The 18,687-nt window shown below is 55.7% G+C and carries 16 protein-coding genes; all 16 read right to left on the bottom strand.

What is annotated here, in order from left to right; genetic code table 11:
* Positions 1-142: 142 nt before the first annotated feature.
* A complete protein-coding gene (gene ftsA / locus K0A93_11260) occupies positions 143-1,372 on the bottom strand; it encodes a cell division protein FtsA (protein ID MBW6512667.1) in 1,230 nt (409 codons plus the stop codon).
* A 21-nt stretch (positions 1,373-1,393) separates the two neighbouring features.
* Positions 1,394-2,239 (bottom strand): FtsQ-type POTRA domain-containing protein, encoded by an 846-nt coding sequence (locus tag K0A93_11255; GenBank protein MBW6512666.1) that lies wholly within the window; start codon positions 2,237-2,239, stop codon positions 1,394-1,396.
* An 11-nt stretch (positions 2,240-2,250) separates the two neighbouring features.
* Entirely contained in the window at positions 2,251-3,204 is a 954-nt protein-coding gene (locus K0A93_11250; protein MBW6512665.1) for a D-alanine--D-alanine ligase, read from the bottom strand.
* Positions 3,201-4,121, bottom strand: coding sequence for a UDP-N-acetylmuramate dehydrogenase (gene murB, locus K0A93_11245; protein ID MBW6512664.1), 921 nt, complete (start codon positions 4,119-4,121; stop codon positions 3,201-3,203). Before murB ends, K0A93_11250 begins: the two co-directional genes overlap by 4 nt.
* Positions 4,118-5,476 (bottom strand): UDP-N-acetylmuramate--L-alanine ligase, encoded by a 1,359-nt coding sequence (gene murC / locus K0A93_11240; protein ID MBW6512663.1) that lies wholly within the window; start codon positions 5,474-5,476, stop codon positions 4,118-4,120. Before murC ends, murB begins: the two co-directional genes overlap by 4 nt.
* 5 nt (positions 5,477-5,481) lie before the next feature.
* Entirely contained in the window at positions 5,482-6,555 is a 1,074-nt protein-coding gene (gene murG, locus K0A93_11235; GenBank protein MBW6512662.1) for an undecaprenyldiphospho-muramoylpentapeptide beta-N-acetylglucosaminyltransferase, read from the bottom strand.
* Positions 6,552-7,658, bottom strand: a complete 1,107-nt coding sequence (ftsW, locus tag K0A93_11230) for a putative lipid II flippase FtsW (protein ID MBW6512661.1) — start codon at positions 7,656-7,658, stop codon at positions 6,552-6,554. The genes murG and ftsW overlap by 4 nt, the downstream gene beginning before the upstream one ends.
* On the bottom strand, positions 7,658-9,028 hold the full coding sequence (gene murD / locus K0A93_11225) for a UDP-N-acetylmuramoyl-L-alanine--D-glutamate ligase (protein ID MBW6512660.1): 1,371 nt from the start codon (positions 9,026-9,028) through the stop codon (positions 7,658-7,660). The genes ftsW and murD overlap by 1 nt, the downstream gene beginning before the upstream one ends.
* Before the next feature lie 10 nt (positions 9,029-9,038).
* Positions 9,039-10,115 carry a phospho-N-acetylmuramoyl-pentapeptide-transferase gene (gene mraY, locus K0A93_11220; protein ID MBW6512659.1) on the bottom strand — a complete coding sequence of 359 codons (1,077 nt, stop codon included), beginning with the start codon at positions 10,113-10,115 and terminating at the stop codon, positions 9,039-9,041.
* Between the two features lie 3 nt (positions 10,116-10,118).
* Positions 10,119-11,495 carry a UDP-N-acetylmuramoyl-tripeptide--D-alanyl-D-alanine ligase gene (locus tag K0A93_11215; protein MBW6512658.1) on the bottom strand — a complete coding sequence of 459 codons (1,377 nt, stop codon included), beginning with the start codon at positions 11,493-11,495 and terminating at the stop codon, positions 10,119-10,121.
* The gene (locus tag K0A93_11210; protein ID MBW6512657.1) at positions 11,486-12,997 is read right to left on the bottom strand and encodes a UDP-N-acetylmuramoyl-L-alanyl-D-glutamate--2,6-diaminopimelate ligase; all 1,512 of its coding nucleotides are present in this window, start codon (positions 12,995-12,997) and stop codon (positions 11,486-11,488) included. Before K0A93_11210 ends, K0A93_11215 begins: the two co-directional genes overlap by 10 nt.
* Positions 12,998-13,011: 14 nt before the next feature.
* A complete protein-coding gene (locus tag K0A93_11205; GenBank protein MBW6512656.1) occupies positions 13,012-15,006 on the bottom strand; it encodes a transpeptidase family protein in 1,995 nt (664 codons plus the stop codon).
* Position 15,007: 1 nt separating this feature from the next.
* A complete protein-coding gene (ftsL, locus tag K0A93_11200) occupies positions 15,008-15,316 on the bottom strand; it encodes a cell division protein FtsL (protein ID MBW6512655.1) in 309 nt (102 codons plus the stop codon).
* A gap of 280 nt (positions 15,317-15,596) precedes the next feature.
* Positions 15,597-16,538, bottom strand: a complete 942-nt coding sequence (gene rsmH, locus K0A93_11195; protein MBW6512654.1) for a 16S rRNA (cytosine(1402)-N(4))-methyltransferase RsmH — start codon at positions 16,536-16,538, stop codon at positions 15,597-15,599.
* Positions 16,539-16,543: 5 nt separating this feature from the next.
* Positions 16,544-16,990 carry a division/cell wall cluster transcriptional repressor MraZ gene (gene mraZ, locus K0A93_11190; protein MBW6512653.1) on the bottom strand — a complete coding sequence of 149 codons (447 nt, stop codon included), beginning with the start codon at positions 16,988-16,990 and terminating at the stop codon, positions 16,544-16,546.
* Positions 16,991-17,136: 146 nt separating this feature from the next.
* On the bottom strand, positions 17,137-18,402 hold the full coding sequence (locus K0A93_11185; protein ID MBW6512652.1) for a DUF21 domain-containing protein: 1,266 nt from the start codon (positions 18,400-18,402) through the stop codon (positions 17,137-17,139).
* Between the last annotated feature and the right edge of the window lie 285 nt (positions 18,403-18,687).

The following is an 18,687-nucleotide window of genomic DNA, read 5'->3' as shown; positions in this document are numbered from 1 at the left end:
TACGTCGTTACGCTGATTTTTCAGGACCTCGACCTACCTGATGTAGGCCTTCGCCCCTGAAAAACCACCAAGCCTTGGAGGACGAAATTTTTGCTTAGCCATCTCATTCTTTTTTGCGAGTGCATCAATTCGTGAGTTAAATCTAAAAAAATTCGCCGAACCACTCTTTCATCCGTCGTGAAATTCTGTCGAACAGCTGTTCATTGCCGATGTTAAAATTGCGCAGTTGTAAATTGCGGCTGCCATACTTCACCAGCCCCACCCCGGTAGCAAAGGCCGGGGAGTTGACCACATCGACCAACCCGCCGATTTCACGCGGCAGCCCGCGTCGAACCGGCAGATTAAAAATCTGCTCGGCCAGTTCCGGCATCCCCGGTAAAATTGAACAGCCCCCGGTCAGCACCACACCTGAAGCGATCAGATCTTCATATCCGCTCTTGATGATCTCGCGATTCACCAGCGAGAAAATCTCCTCGACACGCGGTTCCAGGATTTCCGCCAGCAGCTGGCGCGACAGAATACGCGGTTCACGCCCGCCGACCGACTGCACTTCAATCGTTTCATCCTTGCCGACCATGGAAATCAGGCAGCATCCTGATTCACGCTTGATTTTCTCCGCCTCTGCACTGGGGGTCCGCAGGCCGACTGCAATGTCATTGGTCAGGTGGTTTCCGCCAAGGGACAACACCGCGGTATGTTTGATTGCGCCATCAATATAGATCGCAATATCGGAGGTTCCGCCACCGATATCGACCACCGCCACCCCGAGCTCTTTTTCGTCTGCCGACAGCACCGCTTCGGCCGAGGCCAGTTGCTCCAGAACGATATCGGCCACTTCGACCCGCGCCCGCTGACAGCTTTTGACGATGTTCTGGGCACTGGCAACGGCACCGGTAACGATATGAACCTTCGCCTCCAGCCGCACCCCGCTCATGCCGAGCGGCTCCTTGATCCCGTCCTGGTCGTCAATAATGAATTCCTGCGGCAGAATATGCAGCACCTCGCGGTCCATCGGGATCGCAATGGCCTTGGCGGCATCGATCACGCGGGTGATATCTTCCTTGCTCACCTCTCGGTTCTTGATCGCGATCACCCCCTGCGAGTTGATCCCCTTGATATGTCCCCCGGCGATTCCGGCGAAGACCGACTTGATCTCACATCCGGCCATCAGTTCGGCTTCCTGCAAGGCTTTTTGAATCGCCTCGACGGTGCTCTCGATATTGATCACCACCCCTTTGCGCAGCCCCTTTGACGGGCTGGTGCCGATCCCGACAATATCGAGCCCTTCATCTGTCAGACTCCCGACGATTGCGCAAATCTTGGTCGTGCCGATGTCGAGACCGACAATCAAACTTTCTCTTTTTGTACTCATATCTTGCCCCTTCCTCGCAGGCTAACTGTTGACTTGACCCGAGCTTTTCGCAACCTTGACGATAACCCGGTCAGCCACATTCAGGTCGATTGATCTTAATCCTGTCAGTCGTGTACGGAGTCGATCAAAAACCCGTTCCAGACGGTCAAGCTTTTCATCATAACCATCGTGTCCCATTTTGACCGGAACCCCCCCGACGAGGGTGTAAAGTTCAACGCCACGCTCGCCGCTGACACGAAATTCCGACACATCGTCAAGCGTAAATACATCGCGCTGTACAAGCGCCCGAACCAGGCGAATCGCACTGGCAATCATCTGCTCTGCCTCATGCGGATTATTCAGCAGAAAATCGCGATCAATTCCGGTGATTACCGGATAATCAAGGACGTCATCCTGATCCAGCACCTTGAAGACCTCCCCGCCGGCATCAACATAATAGAGGTAACCGAGATTGATAATTGCCAGTGGTTGCCTTTCCCTGACGTTGATCTTTACTGCGTGGGGGAAGTGTCGCGTAACTTCGGCAACCGCAATCCACGGATGTTCTTCGATTTTTGCGCCCACCGCGGCCAGATCGATGGCAAAGATGCTCTGTTCCTCGGTCATCCCTGAACAGGCGATGATCGTCTCCTCATCAATCCGCTGATTGTTACTCACCAGAACATCCTGCACGCGGAAACATTGGGCTGTCGCAACCATCTCGACGGCCACGATACCCCCGACCAGCAGCATGCCACCGATGCTGACCAGCACCGTGTAACGCAGGGCAACATGAAACAACTTGCGCCAGGCAATTCCGTCACGCTTTTGCCGCTGACGCCGGTTGGCCTTTATTTTTGGCGGTTTTGTGTGTTTCAGGTCAGACATTCCGCTCCCCGTCAGCCCCTTTGATCACGGTTGCGTTGCGTAACTTTAAGCGCCGCGCCGCAAAGGATTTGTTCAACCAGCGCGTTAAATGACATCCCGGCATGTGCTGCGGCTTTCGGCAGCAAACTGGTCGCCGTCATCCCCGGAATAGTATTCACTTCCAGACAAAAATATTCTTCCCCGCGCACCATATAATCGACCCGTGCCGCCCCTGCACATCCCAGTGCCGTGTAGACCGTCGCGGTGTGCTCCTTGATCCGCGCAGTCAATTCCTCACTCAGTGGTGCGGGTAGAATATATTCAGTCTGTCCGGCAGTATATTTGGCATGATAGTCATAAAATCCGCCCTGCGGGGCGATCTGGATGATCGGCAACACCGTGCCATTCACCACACTGACCGTGATTTCCATGCCGTCGATATACTCTTCGATCAACGCTACCGCTGCAAAGTTGAATGCCTCTTCGAGCCCCGCAATCAGTTCATCACGATTGCGCACCAGACTGATGCCAAGCGTCGAGCCCTCAAGCGCCGGTTTGACCACCAGCGGGAAACGATCCCCGTCTCCCGGATTGTCACGCCACGCGTCGTGCTCCTGCACAACCCGAAAGTGCGGGGTAGGCACCCCGTGGAAAATCAGCATTTTTTTGGTTGCGACCTTATCAATAGCCAGACTTGATGCGAGAATGCCACTCCCGGTGTAAGGGATCCGCATCATCTCCAGCAACCCCTGAACCGTGCCGTCCTCGCCGAAGCGTCCGTGCAGGGCAATAAACGCTACCTCAATCCCCTCCGCCCGCAGTTGCTGGTCAAGGTCGAACCCTGCATCAATCGCTTGCGCCTGATATCCCTGCTTTAGCAAAACGTCAAGCGCTGCCTGCCCGGTGCGCAGCGACACGGCGCGTTCCGCAGAGGTACCGCCCATCAGCACGGCAATCCGTTTGGTTTTCAATTCCTCAATCGTCATCCATCTTCCCCGACAATTTTCACTTCCGTTTCAAGCTCAACATCGAATTCTGCAGCGACGCGCTGACGCGTAAAATCAATCAGGGCGAGAATATCTGCTGCACGGGCGGCCCCTAGATTGACAATAAAGTTTGTATGACAAGGCGATATCTGCGCATCACCCCGCCGGGCACCACGCAATCCGACCGCATCGATCATCCGCCAGGCGACTTTGCCGGGGGGATTTTTAAACACCGATCCGGCATTGGGCAAACCGTAAGGATGCGTTTCGCGACGGGCTGCCAACCGTTCCCTGTAACGGGTTTCAAGTTGCGCCGAATCTCCGGCCGTGAGTGCCAAAGTAACGGCTGTCACCACACTGTCCCTTTGAAACGCGCTGCTGCGGTACGAAAAACCACACTGGTCATGACTCCAGTGCTGTCGATCTTCACCGTTGTGCAGCTGCACCTCACGAATCACGCTGCCCAGTTCCACGCCGTCAGCTCCGGCGTTCATAACTGTCGCGCCACCAATTGTCCCAGGGATCCCGGCCAGACTTTCCAGCCCACCCCACCCCGCCTTGATCCCCTTTGTGATCACCTGTGCCAATGTCGCTCCCGCTTCAACCTGCACCTGTCCGTCAGACCGAATATCGATCGCGCGCAGTCGGTGCATCGCAATGACCGCACCACGAAAACCACCATCTTTAACCAGCAGGTTACTGCCACCACCGACAACCAGCCAGGGAACAGCCGTCGCACGCAACAACGTCAGCACCTTTTCCAGCCCGGCAATAGTGCAGGGGGTGATCAACCAGTCAGCTCGCCCGCCTACCTTCCAGGTGGTGTATTGCGACAGCGCGACATCTGTTTCGATCGTCCCGTCAACGGCGTTGCGCAGTTGCGTTGTCAACGTGGCTGACATGAGCGTCTTTGTCACGTCAGCAAAGCCGCACCGACTTGCCAGACGTCTCCGGCACCCAGTGTAATCACCATGTCTCCCGGTTGCAGTACCCCACGCAGGTGCTCGACGGCGGCTTCCAGGGTCGCGACATGGACGACACTTTTGTGCCCGTGGTCGGCAATCCCGGTCGCCAGGTGCTGTCCCGATACCCCCGGCACAGGATCCTCCCCCGCAGCGTAGATATCGGTCACCACCACATGATCGGCCTGATAGAATGCGGTCGTGAAATCGTCAAACAGAGCCTCGGTACGACTGTAGCGGTGCGGCTGAAAAACCGCCACCAGACGCCGTTTCCACCCCCCGCGCGCCGCCGCCAGTGTGGCACGAATTTCTACCGGGTGATGGCCGTAGTCATCAACCACCATTAATTCGGCATCGTTGCGTTTAATCTGGAAGCGACGGTTTACTCCACAAAAATCCTTGAACCCTGCCGCGATCGTTGCAAACGGCAGATCAAGCTCCATCGCCACCGCCACGGTCGCCAACGCGTTGAGAACATTGTGGCGTCCCGGCATGGCAATCTCGATCTGGCCCAACGCGTCCCCCTGGTAATGCACCTTGAATGACGTCCGGTCGGCGGCATAAACAATATCTTTCGCTTGAAAATCGGCCTGACTGGTCAGACCATAAGTGACAAACCGTTTTTTTACCTGCGGGATCAGATCCTGAATATTGATGTCGTCCAGACATAACACCGCGAGGCCGAAGAACGGGATTTTATTGATGAAATGAACAAAAGCCTCCTTGATCTGATCGAGGTCACGGTAGTAGTCAAGGTGATCTGCATCAATATTAGTCACAATCGCAATCGTTGGCGACAGCTTCAGGAAGGAGCCATCCGATTCATCCGCCTCAACGACCATGAACTTGCCCTGACCGAGCTTGGCGTTCGAACCAAAGGCATCGAGTCGTCCGCCGATCACCGCGGTCGGATCGATATTGCCGTGACACAACACCGTCGCCACCATGCTTGTCGTCGTGGTTTTGCCGTGCGTTCCGGCAATGGCAATGCCATATTTCATCCGCATCAGCTCGGCAAGCATTTCCGCCCGCGGAATTACCGGGATCAGCGCCCGGTGCGCCGCGACAACTTCGGGGTTTTCGGCACGCACCGCCGTCGAGGTCACGACCACGTCCGCGCCAGCGATGTTTTCAGTTCGATGGCCATAGACAATCTGCGCACCGAGACTCACCAGACGCGCCGTCAATTCACTTTCACGCAAATCTGAACCACTGACCCGATAGCCGAGATTGAGCAGCACCTCGGCTATCCCGCTCATGCCGATCCCGCCGATGCCGACAAAATGAATCTGGCGAATTTTTCCGTACATCGTTTCTATCCTTCGACCAGCGACTGACATTCACGCAACAGCGCGTCGGTTGCAGCGGGGCGACCAAGGCTGCGCGCGGCAGCCGCCATCGTCTCAAGCCGACGACGATCATGGAGCAGATCGTCAACCAGCTTACTCAATGTTGCGCCGGTCAGTTTGCGTTGTGACAACAGCAGCCCCGCCCCTTTTTGTGCCAGCATCGCAGCGTTGACGGTCTGGTGATCTGCCGCCGCCGCCGGAAACGGGATCATGATCGCCGGACGACCGGCGGCCGTCAATTCGGCAATGGTGGTCGCCCCGGCACGGCACACGATCAGCGTGGCGGCAGCGTAGGCGCGGGCCATATCGGTAATAAACGGGGTAACCTCGTCACCGTTCCGACCGTTTACCTGGTACGCCGCCCGCACCCGGCAGCAATCATCCTCACCGGTCTGATGAATGATCTTCAGCTGCGGTTGTTCCGTCGTCAGCGTCGGCAGGGCCGCAATAAGCGCATCATTGATCGCCCGTGCCCCCTGACTGCCGCCGAAAACGAGCAGCAACGGTGGCCCGTCAGGCAGTTGCGGGCAATCACTGAAACCGCGCCGCAACGGATTGCCGGTGACCACGGTCCGCTGGCGTGCAAAGGCGGATTCAGTGCTTTGGTGCGAAACGCAAACACGCACCGCCCAGCGCCCGAGCAGACGATTGGTCAATCCCGGCGTTGCATTCTGTTCATGAATCAGATAGTGGCGCCCGGTCAGCGTCGCCGCCAGCAACACCGGAGCCGAGGCATAGCCACCGACACCAACGATGATATCCGGCTTGAATTCAGTCAGGATACGGATCGATTGCATTATGCTGCGCATCAGCAGCGGCACTAACATCACTTTGCGTTTCCAGCCTTGCCCCATCAGCCCACGAATATCAATGGTTTTCAACCGCCAGCCAAGTTGCGGCAAAATACGTGCTTCCAGCCCCCGCTCGGTACCGACAAAGAGAACCTGTGACTCACTGTCGACTTCCATCAATCGTTCCGCCAACGCCACTGCGGGGAACAAATGACCGCCGGTGCCACCACCGGCCAGAAGCAATTTCATCGCGCTTCTCCCGGCAGCTGGCGGGAAATGTTCAACAGCAATCCGACCGCAAACAGGCTCGTGACCAGACTTGTCCCCCCATAAGAAATAAATGGGAGGGCCATGCCTTTGGTCGGAACCATGCCCATCACCACGGCAATATTGACAAATGCGGCAAGACCGATGAGCAGCGTCAGACCAAAAGCCAGAAAACGTAAAAAATCGTTGTCAACGCAGACTGCCGTATGGATGCCGCGATAAACGAAAACCATGAAGAGGGTCATCACCACGCCAACACCGATAAAGCCAAGCTCTTCGCCGACCACCGAAAAGATAAAATCGGTGTGCGCTTCGGGCAAGTAGAAGAGTTTTTGCTTCCCTTCACCAAGCCCCTTGCCAACCAGTCCGCCACTGCCGAAGGCAATCCAGCTTTGGATAATCTGAAAACCACTGCCGGTCGGATCATCCCAGGGATTAAGGAACGCGAGGATCCGGCGACGACGATAATCGACGTTCATTATCATGAAATAGAAGAACGGTAACGTTAAAATGGCCGCCGAAAAAAGGTAGGTCAAACGCGTTCCGGCCGCCAGCAGCATGATCATCGCCACCGCACCGAGAGTCAGGGCGCTGCCGAGGTCGGGCTGCAAAAGGAGCAGTAATAAAATGAATGACAACACGACCATATAGGGAATGAAGCCCAGCGCCAGAGTTTTGACCTTATCCTGTTTCTTCGCCAGAGAGTGCGCCATGTAGATCACCAGTGCAATCTTGGTCAGTTCGGCGGGCTGGATATTTATTCCGCCGATCCGCAGCCAGCGCGTTGCGCCGCCGATATTCTTGCCGACCCCCGGGATCACCACCGCGATCAGCAGCAGCAAACAAAAAAGCAATAACGGCACGGACAGTTTGCGAACCAGGTCCAGATTAATATGCATACCGATGGCCATGGCCATGAAGCCGATCACCGCAAAAACCCCTTGCCGCTTGAGAAAGAAAAAACCGTCCCCGTAATGCCGTTGTGCCATAATGGACGATGCGGAAAAAACCATCACGATACCAAAACAAGTCAACGCCACCGCCAGCAACAAGATTGTCGTATCGTAACGGTTGTGCAGTTCCATCACACCCCCGCCGTTTGCTCGTCAAGAGCATTGACTGCCGCCTTGAAACGTTCACCGCGTTCTTCATAACCACTGAACATATCGAAACTCGAACAGCCGGGGGACAGCAGCACTGTACCGCCGACCGGGGTCAATACGCGGGCCAGGCGTACCGCTTCGTCAAGGTCCGCCGCAGCAATCGTATGTGTCACCGCGCCCAGCTCCGCCGTCATGCGCCGGGTCGCCGCGCCGATCAGAATCAGATGGGCAACGCCATCACGCAACGGCGCAAGCAGTGGTCCGTAATCGCCCCCTTTATCTTTTCCACCGGCGATCAACGTCACCGGATACTCCAGCCCGGCAAGGCTTTTGACGACACTACCGACGTTCGTCCCCTTTGAATCGTTATACCAGCACACACCGTCCAGCTCACGAACATACTCCATGCGATGCGCCAGGCCGCCAAATTCCCGCACCGTCGCCCAGACCTGTTGCGGTGGACAGCCTTCCAGCAGTGGCGGCAGCATCGCTGCCATCACATTCTCAACATTGTGCGCCCCGCGCAACCTGAGTTCGCGCAGCGGAAAATGTTCTTCATGCGAACCGTTGCGCCAGACGATCATCTCTTGATCACGACCTATGCATATCTCCGCCGCAGGGACACCGCTGCCGGAAAAAGGACACTTTGATGCCCTGACTTCGGCAAGCAGGGCGACCACTGCGGAATCATCTGCGTTATAGATAACGACATCGTCAGCGTGCAGATTTTCAAACAGTCGCGCTTTTGCCGAAACATAAGCGGCAAAAGCGGGATAGCGGTCGAGGTGATCTTCGCTCAAGTTCAACAGCAGCGCGTAGTGCGGGCGAAACGTTTCTATCGCTTCTAACTGAAATGACGACAACTCAACCGTCAGGACATCCCACCTGTCACTCATTGCCGTAATCAGCGGGGTGCCGAGGTTCCCCCCGGTGAAGGTCTGTTTCCCGCAGTCGGCAAAAATTGCCCCCAGCAATGAGGTCGTGGTCGATTTTCCATTGGTGCCGGTTATTCCGATCAGCAGTTCCGCAGAAATTTCGCGGTAGGCAATTTCAACTTCACCAACCACCCTCACCCCCGCCTCTTTGGCGGCGACGATCGCGGGCAGATCAAGGGGAACTCCGGGACTGACGACAACCAGATCAGCATGACAAAAGAGCTCCCTGTCATGTCCGCCGCAATCGAGAATCACTCCGTTAGCGATCAGTTCCTTGGCGGCGTCGATTTGTTCGCACGGCCGACGATCAGACAGAATCACCTGTGCTCCCTGACGCAAAAAATAGTCGCTCAGCGCAAGACCGGTTTTACCTGCGCCAACCACGACCACCTGCTGATTTTGATAGTTCACTCCCATGCGTGTCCCGTTAACGCAGTTTGAGCGTCGACAGACCGATCAACGCCAGAATAATGCTGATGATCCAGAATCGAACAATAATCTTCGGTTCCGCCCAGCCCTTGAGTTCAAAGTGATGGTGGATCGGTGCCATACGAAAAATGCGTGTTCCCAGCAAGCGGAAGCTGGCGACCTGAACAATCACCGATAACGCTTCGACAACAAAAATTCCACCGACGATCACCAGCACCATTTCCTGTTTGGTGATGACCGCGATGATTCCCAGCCCGCCGCCCAGAGCCAAACTGCCAACATCACCCATAAAAACTTGCGCCGGATAGCTGTTAAACCACAAAAAACCGAGCCCCGCGCCGATCATGGCGCCACACAGAACCGCCAGTTCGCCCGCTCCCTGAACACTGCTGATCTGCAAATAGGTCGAGAGGTTGGCATTCCCCGCCAGATAGGCGAAGAGCAGATAGGTTCCGGCGGCAATAATCACCGGTCCGATCGCCAATCCGTCAAGCCCGTCAGTCAGGTTGACCGCATTGCCAGCACCGACGATGACCAGTACGGCAAAAGGAATATACCAGACCCCCAGATCGGGACGGACACCCTTAAGAAACGGAAACACCAGCGTTGTTTGAAACGGCGGATACAGGTAAAGGATCGTCCCAGCCCCGGCAGCAATCACCAGCAACCAGAAAATTTTGCTCCGCGCCGACATGCCGTCGCTGTTCTTCTTCTTGACCTTGAGATAATCGTCTACAAACCCCACCGCGCCAAAACCGACGATCACCAGCAAGGTTAACCAGACATAGATATTGGTCAGATCGGCCCACAGCAACGTCGGCAACACAATGGCAAAGAGGATCAGCGTCCCGCCCATGGTCGGGGTGCCTTCCTTTTTGAAATGCGATTCGGGACCCACGCGACGAATATTTTGACCAATCTGCATCTCCGCCAGTTTACGGATCAACCAGGGGCCGAGGATAAAGGAGATCGACAGAGCGGTAATCGTCGCGTAGATGGCCCGAAACGTAATGTAACGAAAAACATACAGTACCGAAAACTGTTCGTGTAACGGGTAAAGTAGATGATAGAGCATGCGTCAGGCTCCTTCCACCGGCGTATAGCCACGCAACAGTTCGGCAATCTTTTCCATCTGCATCCCGCGGGAACCTTTGATCAGCACCCGATCACCACGCCGAAGCAATGGGCACAATTGCTCAAACGCCTCACGGTGATCGGTCACACAGATGATTTTTGATGCATCCAATCCAGCGGACATCGCCCCGCCGACGATATCTTCGGCAAAAGCCCCAAGGACAATTAATTGATCGACGCATGCAGCGGCGTATGCACCAATTTCGTGATGCATAAAACTTGATTCACTCCCCAATTCGAGCATATCGCCAAGAACGGCTATGCGTCGTCCACCAGCTTCTGCCAGCGTTGACAATGCGGCGCTCATCGACAACGGGTTGGCATTGTAATAATCTTCAAGCAATGACCAACCGGGGGCACACACTGTCCACGCCATGCGCCCGGCAGCGGGACGAAACCGTTCCAGTCCAGCGACAATCTGCTCCACGGAAACATGCAGCTGATCAGCCACCGCGGCAGCGGCCAGGGCGTTGTGGACGTTGTGCCGCCCGGCAACTTGCAGGGTGACCGGCCATTGCCTGCCCCCCATCTGGAGCAGAAAACGATACCCCGTTTCATCCGCGACGAGTTCCGTTGCCCGGACTGTGGCGGACGCCGTGAGCCCGAATGATATTTTTTCAACGCCATTGGCCACCGGTAAACTGACAATGCGTTCGTCATCGGCATTGACCACCGCCACGCTCCCCGGCAAAAGACGCACAAACAGTTCGCCTTTGGCACGCGCCACCCCCTCAAGATCGCCCAGCCCTTCAAGATGTCCGGGGCCGATATTGGTAATGACACCGAAATCAGGAGCTGCAATGTCGGTCAACCGTGAAATTTCCCCCCGTCGATTCATCCCTAACTCGACGACGGCCCACTGGTCCCTGGCCGTCAGTCGCAACAGGGTCAGGGGGAGACCAATCAGATTGTTATAATTACCGGCCGTTTTCAGCCCCGGACCGGTTCCCGTTAAAATCTCGGCCAGCATTTCCTTGGTCGTGGTTTTGCCGCACGATCCGGTAATGGCAACCACCGGCAATTTGAAAAAATGCCGCCAGCCCGAAGCGATATCGCCCAGCGCAACCAGGGTGTCAGCAACCACGATCACCGGAATATCCGCCTTGAACGGCTCCGCCGAGAGGCAGGCAGCCGCTCCGTTGGCCACCGCCAGCGGCAGGTAATGATGCCCGTCGAAGCGCGCACCGCGCAACGGCACAAAGAGTTCGCCCGGTCGTATCGTGCGGCTGTCGGTACTGATGCCGCTGATCGGCACAACAGCGCGGTGAGGAGGCACATCAACCCCGAGCCAGCGGGCAATCTGGGCGAGATTCAACTGCATCTTTTCATCTCCCGCTGCGCCAATGCGGCGCGTGCTTCCTCGCGATCATCAAAATGGCGGCGTTCGCCACCGATCAGTTGATAATCCTCATGCCCCTTCCCCGCGATCAGCAGCAGATCTCCAGGCTTCAGGAGTGAAACGGCGAACTCAATTGCTGCGCGCCGATCAACAAAAGACAGATACCCCTGATGGCGTCCGGAACGTGCTTCATCGACCGTCAACTGATGATCGTGTACCCGTTCGACACCACGACGGACATCGTGCAGAATCGCCTCAGGATCTTCGCTGCGCGGGTTGTCCGAGGTCAGGATTGCCAGATCGGCGTAGCGCGCAACACATTCCCCCATCACCGGTCGTTTCATCTTGTCCCGGTCACCACCACAACCGAAAACCGCCAACAGTCGGCGTGGTTGCAGCTTGCGCAGCGTCTTTAATACCTGCTCCAGGGCGTCACCGGTATGGGCATAGTCGACGAGAATTTCGGCACCAAGAGTATTTTCGATCCGCTCCAGGCGTCCCGGCACCTGCCGCGCGGCGCGAATCCCGGTCGCAATCGTTTCGGCAGCAATCCCCAGTGCAACCGCTGCTCCAGCGGCACATTCGATATTGCTGCGATTGAAGTCACCCAATAAGCGACTGCTCAGCGGGGCCTCCCCGGTCGGGGTGCGCAGTGTGCCACGGATTCCATCGAGAGAAATTTCGGCGTCATGCAAACGAACATTTCCGCCCGCTCCGCACGTTATAAACGCCCCGATTTCTCTCGCCAGACGCGCTCCAAACGGATCTTCACCATTGACCACCGATCGCCCACCCGATTGCGCTAATAACGCACTGAAAAGAATCCGCTTCGCGGCGAAGTAATGTTCCATATCCTGGTGGTAATCAAGATGTTCCGGGGTCAGATTGGTGAATACGCCAACCGTGAACTCAACCCCGGAAACCCGATGTTGCGTCAAGGCATGTGACGAAACCTCGATAATCAGCGCGTCAGCCCCCTGTGTCCGAAAATCGTTGAAGGTGCCGAGCAGATCGACCGCTTCCGGGGTTGTGTGCGGGGCCGGTCGCTGTTCCTGCTCAAAACGGTAGTTCACTGTACCGAGCACGGCGGGCCGGTACCCGGCACTACGCAATATTGATTCGAGCAGGTAGGTGACGGTTGTTTTTCCGTTGGTTCCGGTGACACCAATGACCGGAACATCCCTGGTCGGATGATTAAATCTCGCGGCGGCGGCATGAGCCATCGCCAGACGGGCATTCTCAACGACAATCCCGGTCACGGAACCGGGGAGATCGATCTCCGCTTCCGCGACAATCACTGCGGCGCCGCGCGCAATCGCCTCGGCGATAAAATGACGCCCGTCAGTATGGGCCCCCGGCAGAGCAAAGAAAGCATCCCCTGCCACAACACGACGCGAGTCATAGCAAATCCCGGTCACCGTTGCGGCAGGTGCGCCGTAAACTTTCAGCGGATTGAGTGTTGATATCAAGTCTGTCAGTTGCATCGCTGCTCTCAACGTTAAAACACCAGGCTGTCAGGAGCGGACAACGTCACCTGAACCCGGTCCTGATAGGTAATCAACTCGCCGGGCTGCGGTTGCTGCGCCACCACCCGCCCGCTGCCGACAAATTTGACATTGATATTCGCCTGTTTCATCTTGCGCAATACCTGGCGATAGCTCAGGCCAGCGAAATCCGGCATGCGCTGCATCCCGCTCGCGCCAGCCGTCGCGTTCATCAGGATATTCTTGTTCACCGGTGGTTCACCCGGAACTGTTTCAGCCAGCGATTCGAATGAGCGCCGGGCAACCGGTTCGGTCGGTGGAATTTTGAGATAATTCATCGCCTGTCCGGCAATGCCGGCAAAAACCGGAGCCGCGACCAGCCCCCCGTAGGTGGTGTCTTGCGGTTCATCAATCAGCACCGTAATGACCAGTTGCGGGTTATCCGCCGGAATAAAACCGACAAACGAGCCGATCCGCTTATCGGCTGAATAGCCACCGACAACCGGATCAACCTTTTGTGCTGTCCCGGTTTTCCCCCCCACCCGGTAACCAGGAACCGCCGCGAGCGTAGCCGTGCCGCCGCGCCCGGTGGTGCGCTCCAGCATGTCGCGCACCAATCGCGCATTGGCGGTCGAAACCACCTGCCGGACATAATGGGGATAATGCCGATCAACGAACTCACCATCTGCAGAGACAGAGCGATCAACCAGATAGGGGACCATCAGCCGCCCGTCGTTGACGATAGCAGCGATCGCCATCGTCAATTGCAGCGGGGTGACACTGATCCCCTGACCGAAAGAAATTGCAGCCAGATCCATCTCGAACCAGTCTTTTGCAGGGCGCAACAAGCCATCAACCTCCCCAGGGAGATCAATACCGGTTTTTTCGCCAAAACCGAACCGCCGCAGATAGCGATAATAAGACTCACGTTCGAGCATTTTACCGATTTTTGCCGCACCGATATTTGAACTGTACTTTAGAATGTCGGCAGGATTCAGCTTTTCGTGGGAATGGTGATCCTGTATCAACTTCCCGGAAACGCGATAGGAGCCTTTCTCACAATAGATCTCATCTTCGGGTTGAATGACCCCTTCATCGAGCGCTGCTGCAATCAGAAAAGTTTTGACCGTCGAACCGGGCTCAAAGTTGTCGCAGATCGCACGATTGCGCCATGCGGAAGGATGATATTGGCGGAAAGCATTCGGGTTGTAGGTTGGCCAGGTCGCCATTGCCAAAATCTGACCGGTCTTCGGTTCGACAACCACCGCCGTCCCGCTTTTTGCGCGCGCCGCCTCAACGCCTCCTTTTAACTCCTTTTCAACAATGTACTGAATATTTTTGTCGAGCGTCAAAAACAGGTCGTGTCCGCCACGTCCCGGCTTAACCAGCGGATCGTTGCTCAGGCCACGCCCCAGGGCATCACGCTCGGTCACCAGATAACCGCCGCGACCGAGCAACAACGTGTCATATTTAAGCTCCAGCCCCTCCAGCCCCCGTGGGTCAAGACCGGTAAAGCCGATCACCTGCCCACCGAGCGAAGCATTTGGATAGTAGCGCCCGTGCTCCTGGATCGTCCTGACTCCAGGCAAAGACAGCTCTTTGACCCGCGCAGCAACATCGGGAACGACCTGACGCTTCAACCAGACAAAATCACGTTTTTCGTTCAGACGAGCGGCAAGGGTCTTGCGTGGAAGATCAAGCAGTTCGGCCAGTTTATGCAGTAAGTTGGTGCTCGCCTCACCTGCTGCCTGATCCGGGTCGGCGTAAATCGAATCCATTTCAAGGCTGACTGCCAGCGCTTCTCCATTACGATCATAAATCGTTCCCCGCTGCGGGGTCAGTGGAATGGTTTTTTGATATTGTTTTTCAGATCGTGCCCGAAGTTCTTCCCCCTGGACAATCTGCAGTTGGAATGCCTGGACCAGAACCAACACAAAGAAAAGCGCAAAAACCCAGCCAATGCCGCGAATTCGTACCCTGATCCATTTCTCGCGCTTTTCCTGGTCCATTTTACTCCACAGTTACGACCTGCTCCGCCACCGGTATCAACAGATTAAATTCCATTCGCGCCAAACGTTCGATGCGTTCCGGGCTTCTCAGACTGGCCGTTTCAAGGCGCAAACGGCTCTGTTCCTTCTCCAGCCCGCGCAGTTCACTTTCAAGACTGGAGATGGCATATTCAAGATTTGTAACATGCAGTCGCGACCAGACAAAAAACAGGGACAGGGTCAGCAGGATGAGCGCAAAAACGAGGAGCGGGGCAAGGGCTGGCCGCTTCAGTTCAAAACCATTTATTTTCGGAATAAGAATATCAGCCATCGCAATGCACTCCTTGACAGGTCACTATTGTTGCACTCGCAAAAAAGAATTAAGTGGCTTCTGAGTAACTTCAAGGTAACTATCTGAAATCACATTCTTTAGAAAATTGAAGTTACTCTATGAAAATTCGCCCCACGGGGCGTGAGTCGCTAAGCAAAAATTTCGTCCTCCAAGGCTTGGTGGTTTTTCAGGGGCGAAGGCCTGCATCAGGGAGGTCGAGGTCCTGAAAAATCAGCGTAACGCCGTAGGGCGGACTTTTTGCGACGCCATCACTATTCGATCAAATTTTTGCCGCCACGCGCAGCATCGCGCTCCGTGAACGAGGATTATTCGCAACCTCCACGGCTGCGGCTCTGACCCCTTTGCGGGTCAGTATTTTCAGCGTTGCCTGGCGAGTGCATGAACACACCGGCAACCGCGGTGGACACTCGCAGCTAAGCGCCTGATTACGCATAAAGTGTTTCACGATCCGATCTTCGAGAGAATGGAAACTGATGACCGCCAAACGCCCGCCTGAATGCAACAACGGAACAACTGCCGCGAGCCCCTCCCGCAGTGCGTCAAGCTCGCCGTTCACCTCGATGCGCAGCGCCTGGAAAACGCGCGTTGCCGGATTGATACGCATTGTGTCGGCACTTTTTGGAACAACCTCGGCGACCAGTGCCGCTAATGCTCGGGTCGTGTTCAGGGGATGTTCCGTTCGGGTTTCGACAATGCGTCGTGAAATCCTTCGCGCCCAGCGCTCTTCACCGTATTCGAAAAAGATTCTGGTCAATTCCTGCGCTGACAGTTCAGCGACAAGATCTGCTGCGGTTCTTCCTCCGCTCGTGTCCATGCGCATATCAAGCGGTGCATCACCCTGAAACGAGAACCCTCTGGCCACGGTGTCGAGTTGATGCGAAGATACCCCCAAATCGAGCAAAATGCCGTCAAACTGATCAAAACCATGTTGTGCTGCCAGCTCCTGCACCTGAGCGAAATTACCATGCACCGTCGTCACGCGCTCGCCAAAGGGCTCAAGTTCGGCAGCGGCAGCAGCTAATGCCGCCGGATCCCGATCAAGTCCAAGCAGGCGTCCATCAGGGGAACTCTGCTCCAGAATCAACCGGGCATGTCCGCCTCCCCCCAGTGTCGCGTCAAGATAAATCCCTCCGGGACGGGGCTGGAGCCAGTTAATAACCTCTTGCTGCAAAACTGCGACGTGTCTGAATGTCGCACTCATCTCGGCTAAAAACCATGCTCGTCAAGAAAATCCGGGTTTTCACGCAATACTTGCCGTGCGGAGTTCATGACCACCGAGTGCTGGATGTGGCTGTAGATTTCAATTTTGTCAAACACCCCGAGGATGACAATTTCTTTTTCAAGTGCCGCATAGGAACGCAACGAGGGCGGGATCTGGATCCGCCCCTGTTTGTCAAATGTGCATTCAACCGCAGAGGCAACAACCAGTCGCAAAGTTGCCCGTGCCGCGCCACCGGAGACATTGTTCCTTAAGTTTTCGACATCTTTGTGCCATTGGGACGCCGGGTAGGCGGTCAGCCCCCCTTCGGAATTCTTGGCAACGACCAACTGTTCGTCTCCATAGACATCCTTCAATACGTCGCGGAACTTCGCCGGGATACTCACCCGCCCCTTGGGGTCGATCGAATTATTGAATTCTCCGCTGAAGTTCATCCGCCGTCCCTTGCCAAACATTTGACACTATTATACACATTTTGACACTTTTCACCACTATAGGGAGGCAAAAGGGGCCTGTCAAGGAAATTTCCTGTTTTTCATCGGGCAAGGGAAAAGCAGAGGGGGAGTGAACGATGAGGCGGTCAGCCAGACGAGGAGAGCGGCGACGGCAAATGCATCTCAATCTCTTCAATACGGCGGTCAACCAGCTTCAAAACCACCAATTCAATACTTCCAACGTAACAGCGGTCGCCTTCTTCAGGGATGCGCCCCAGGGTCTGGAGCAACAGACCGGCGATCGTCGTGGCATGCTCTTCGGAAAACTCCAGGCCAAACTGACGATTCAGGGAACGCAGTGGCGCGCTGCCATCGATCAGGTAGCACCCCTCACCGAGGTCACGTACCTCCACTTCATCGGCATCATATTCGTCCTGGATCTCACCGACGATTTCTTCAATGACATCTTCGAGGGTGACGATCCCTTCAACGCCACCATATTCATCGACAACCACGGCGAGATGTACCCGCCGCCGCCGAAACGATTGCAAGAGCGGTTCAATCCGTTTTGATTCCGGCACGAAATAGGGTGCGCGGATTACTTTCTGCAAATCAAAATCGGCTGGTCGATCGACGTAGCGAAGAACCTCCTTCGAGTGGATGATCCCAACCACGTTGTCAAGATTGCCTGCAAAAACCGGAAAGCGTGAGTGCCGCGAGGCACGTGCCAACTCCAGAATTTCCGCAAATGATGAAGAGAGGTCGATCCCGACAACTTCTGTCCGGGGAATCATCACGTCGCGAACCTGCATCTGGGAAAGCTCGAAAATCCCGTGCAGCATCCGATGCTGTTCTTCAGCGACCACGCCACTTTCTCCACCTACCGCGATCATGGTGCGAATTTCGTCATGCGACATGAACGGTTCATGCGCGTTGGCACGCGCGCCCCCCCCCGTCAGCAGAGCCCCCAGGCGGGTGGTCAGCGCAACCACTGGAGACAATATCCACATGACAGCAGCAATCGGGCGCAACACCAGAAACGACATCTTCTCCGCTTGCCGGGCAGCGTAGGTTTTGGGACAGATTTCAGCGAATAGCACCAGCAGAGGAGTCAACACGGCAACCGTCAGCACCTCACCCCGCTCACCGAACAGGTCAACAAGCAAACTTGCAGCAAAAACGGATGCCGCGACATTGACCAGATTATTGCCGATCAGAATCGCGCCAAGCAACCGATCAGGACGGAGCAACATCGTTTCGAGCTGCACCGCACCGGGAGTTTTTTTTTCAACCAGATATTTGACCCGCAGACGATCTATCGCCATCAGGGCGGTTTCCGAACCGGAAAAGAAAGCGGAAAAAACAAAAAGCAGAACCAGACCAGCAAGGTGCCAGAGTTGATTTTCGGTCATGCGTCAGCCACGCTCCAGAGCATATAAAATCACATTCATGTTCAGACCCCAGGAAGCTGTCCGACAATAGAGGCCGAAGCGAAAGGCCAGAAGCTTGAGACCAGACTTTAGCTCGTTTACAGCCTCATAGCCGTAGCTATGAAGTAAAAATGAGCTGAAATATGGGCCAAACAGCTGGGTTTGCAGCCGGGATCTCATTGTCGGACAGACTCCTAACCTATTCTGCCGATGATGACAATCGCGTAAGGTGCAAAAAACTGGGCAGCGACCCACGAAAAAACAAAA

This window comes from Desulfuromonadaceae bacterium, from assembly GCA_019429445.1.
In the GTDB taxonomy this organism is placed as follows: Bacteria; Desulfobacterota; Desulfuromonadia; order Desulfuromonadales; family JAHYIW01; genus JAHYIW01.
This window is presented reverse-complemented; position numbering and strand designations above follow the sequence as displayed.

Coding starts and splice junctions, on each gene's coding strand:
- ftsA (MBW6512667.1), bottom strand. CDS start 1,372: ATGAGTACAAAAAGAGAAAGTTTGATTGTCGGTCTCGACATCGGCACG.
- K0A93_11255 (MBW6512666.1), bottom strand. CDS start 2,239: ATGTCTGACCTGAAACACACAAAACCGCCAAAAATAAAGGCCAACCGG.
- K0A93_11250 (MBW6512665.1), bottom strand. CDS start 3,204: ATGACGATTGAGGAATTGAAAACCAAACGGATTGCCGTGCTGATGGGC.
- murC (MBW6512663.1), bottom strand. CDS start 5,476: ATGTACGGAAAAATTCGCCAGATTCATTTTGTCGGCATCGGCGGGATC.
- murG (MBW6512662.1), bottom strand. CDS start 6,555: ATGAAATTGCTTCTGGCCGGTGGTGGCACCGGCGGTCATTTGTTCCCC.
- ftsW (MBW6512661.1), bottom strand. CDS start 7,658: ATGGAACTGCACAACCGTTACGATACGACAATCTTGTTGCTGGCGGTG.
- murD (MBW6512660.1), bottom strand. CDS start 9,028: ATGGGAGTGAACTATCAAAATCAGCAGGTGGTCGTGGTTGGCGCAGGT.
- mraY (MBW6512659.1), bottom strand. CDS start 10,115: ATGCTCTATCATCTACTTTACCCGTTACACGAACAGTTTTCGGTACTG.
- K0A93_11215 (MBW6512658.1), bottom strand. CDS start 11,495: ATGCAGTTGAATCTCGCCCAGATTGCCCGCTGGCTCGGGGTTGATGTG.
- K0A93_11210 (MBW6512657.1), bottom strand. CDS start 12,997: ATGCAACTGACAGACTTGATATCAACACTCAATCCGCTGAAAGTTTAC.
- K0A93_11205 (MBW6512656.1), bottom strand. CDS start 15,006: ATGGACCAGGAAAAGCGCGAGAAATGGATCAGGGTACGAATTCGCGGC.
- ftsL (MBW6512655.1), bottom strand. CDS start 15,316: ATGGCTGATATTCTTATTCCGAAAATAAATGGTTTTGAACTGAAGCGG.
- rsmH (MBW6512654.1), bottom strand. CDS start 16,538: ATGAGTGCGACATTCAGACACGTCGCAGTTTTGCAGCAAGAGGTTATT.
- mraZ (MBW6512653.1), bottom strand. CDS start 16,990: ATGAACTTCAGCGGAGAATTCAATAATTCGATCGACCCCAAGGGGCGG.
- K0A93_11185 (MBW6512652.1), bottom strand. CDS start 18,402: ATGACCGAAAATCAACTCTGGCACCTTGCTGGTCTGGTTCTGCTTTTT.